General features: G+C 67.4%; 2 protein-coding genes. One reads left to right on the forward strand and one right to left on the reverse strand.

Annotation, left to right across the window (positions count from 1 at the left end; genetic code table 11):
- Positions 1 to 14: 14 nt before the first annotated feature.
- Positions 15 to 1,463, forward strand: coding sequence for a glutamate synthase subunit beta (locus tag WU80_RS24595; RefSeq protein ID WP_082460029.1), 1,449 nt, complete (start codon positions 15 to 17; stop codon positions 1,461 to 1,463).
- Positions 1,464 to 1,830: 367 nt separating this feature from the next.
- Here WU80_RS24595 and WU80_RS24600 read toward each other — a convergent pair.
- A partial coding sequence (locus WU80_RS24600) for an LLM class flavin-dependent oxidoreductase (RefSeq protein WP_156371886.1) occupies positions 1,831 to 2,200 on the reverse strand: 370 nt, incomplete at its 5' end.

Raw genomic sequence — 2,200 nt, forward strand, 5'->3', positions numbered from 1 at the left:
CGGCAGCGTCAGATGTGTATAAGAGACAGCACCGGGAACTGCCGAAGCGTCGGCCTGTCCCGCTGCGGTTGAAGGACTGGCACGAGGTCTACGAGGACTTCGACGAGGGCACCCTGCGCGAGCAGGCGACCCGGTGCATGGATTGCGGTATTCCGTTCTGCCACAACGGGTGTCCGTTGGGCAACCTGATCCCGGAGTGGAACGACCTGGTGCGCCGGGGCCGTTGGCGCGACGCGATCGAGCGGTTGCACGCCACCAACAACTTTCCGGACTTCACCGGCCGGCTGTGTCCGGCGCCGTGTGAACCGGCCTGTGTGCTTGGCATCAACCAGGATCCGGTGACGATCAAGCAGATCGAGCTGGAGATCATCGACCGTGCCTTCGAGGAAGGCTTCGTGGTGCCGCTGCCCCCGGACAAGCTGACTCAGAAGAAGGTAGCGGTGGTCGGTTCCGGTCCGGCCGGTTTGGCCGCCGCGCAGCAGCTGACCCGCGCCGGCCACACGGTCACCGTCTTCGAGCGGTCGGATCGCATCGGCGGGCTGCTGCGCTACGGCATCCCGGAATTCAAGATGGAAAAGCGCGTCCTCGACCGGCGCCTGGACCAGATGCGGGCCGAGGGAACCGAATTCCGCGCGGGCGTCAACGTCGGGATCGACATCACCGCCGAACAACTGCGGGCCGATTTCGACGCGGTGGTGCTCGCCGGCGGCGCGACCGCCTGGCGGGACCTACCCGTGCCCGGGCGGGACCTGGACGGCATCCACCAGGCGATGGAATACCTGCCGTGGGGGAACCGGGTGCAGGAGGGCGACGACGTCCTGGGGCCCGACGGGGAGCCGCCGATCACCGCCAAGGGCAAGAAGGTCGTCATCATCGGCGGCGGCGACACCGGGGCGGACTGCCTCGGCACCGCGCACCGGCAGGGCGCCGCCGTCGTGCACCAATTCGAGATCATGCCCCGACCGCCGGAGTCGCGCGCCGAATCGACCCCGTGGCCGACCTATCCGCTGATGTACCGGGTGTCCTCGGCGCACGAGGAGGGCGGCGAGCGGGTGTTCTCGGTGAACACCGAGCAGTTCGTCGGCGCGGACGGCCGCGTGACCGCGCTCAAGGCGCACGAGGTCACCATGCAGGACGGCAAGTTCGTCAAGGTGGAGGGCTCGGACTTCGAACTCGAGGCCGACCTGGTGCTGCTGGCCATGGGATTCGTCGGGCCGGAAAAGGAAGGCCTGCTCAACGACCTCGAGGTCAAATTCACCGAGCGTGGCAACGTCGCGCGGGGTGCCGACTTCGACACGTCGGTCCCGGGTGTGTTCGTCGCCGGGGACATGGGTCGGGGTCAGTCGCTGATCGTCTGGGCGATAGCTGAGGGCCGGGCCGCCGCCGCGGCCGTGGACCGCTACCTGATGGGGGCGACCGCGCTCCCGGCGCCGGTCAAGCCGACCGCCGTTCCCCTGCAGTAGTCACAGTAGTCACACCAGAAACACAAGCACCAAACTTCGGCGAGTCTGCCCTCGTTTGCCAGCCGCCGGGTGTCTAATAGCCTTTTGTGGGCTCCGTCACACGGGCGAAAGATCGGGGTCCCGGCTGAACGGAACGATCGCAGGAGTGATCACTGTGCACATCAATCCCGTACCTCGATCACGGATGGGGCGAATCGCCTGGTCCTGGTTTCGCCACCCGGTAAAAAGCCGAGAGTTCCCCGCCAAACACGAGCGCCTGGTCACCGCCGACGATTTGCTGATTTTCGGCGCGTAACCACCCTTCCCACACGCGTTCCCGCGCGGCGCGGGAGTTTGCTCACCGCCGCACCGCGCGAAAACCGGGCCCCTAGTTGTCCAACAACCCCGAATCGCGGATGGCTTCGGCCAAGGGTTCCAAGACGGCCGGGTCGTGCGGCGGGTTGATGTACACAATGCCCAGGTCGAGCCCCTCGGCGGCCAGTCCGGCCGCCTCCTCGACGACCTGCTGGTAGTTGCGCTCCGCGTCCAGGCGCAGGTGGGCCGACAGCATGATCTCCTTCGGGTCGCGCCCGATCTTCTCGCACTCCGCGGCCAGCACGTCACGCTTGCGCGCGAACAACTCGGGCGGACCGCCGACGAAGTTCCAGTGCTGCGCGTAGCGCGCGGTGATCGGCAGCGTTCGCTTTTCCCCGCTGCCGCCGATGCAGATCGGCGGGTGCGGGCGTTGCACACCCTTG

The sequence above is a fragment of the Mycobacterium sp. UM_11 genome (assembly GCF_001414075.1).
GTDB lineage: Bacteria > Actinomycetota > Actinomycetes > Mycobacteriales > Mycobacteriaceae > Mycobacterium.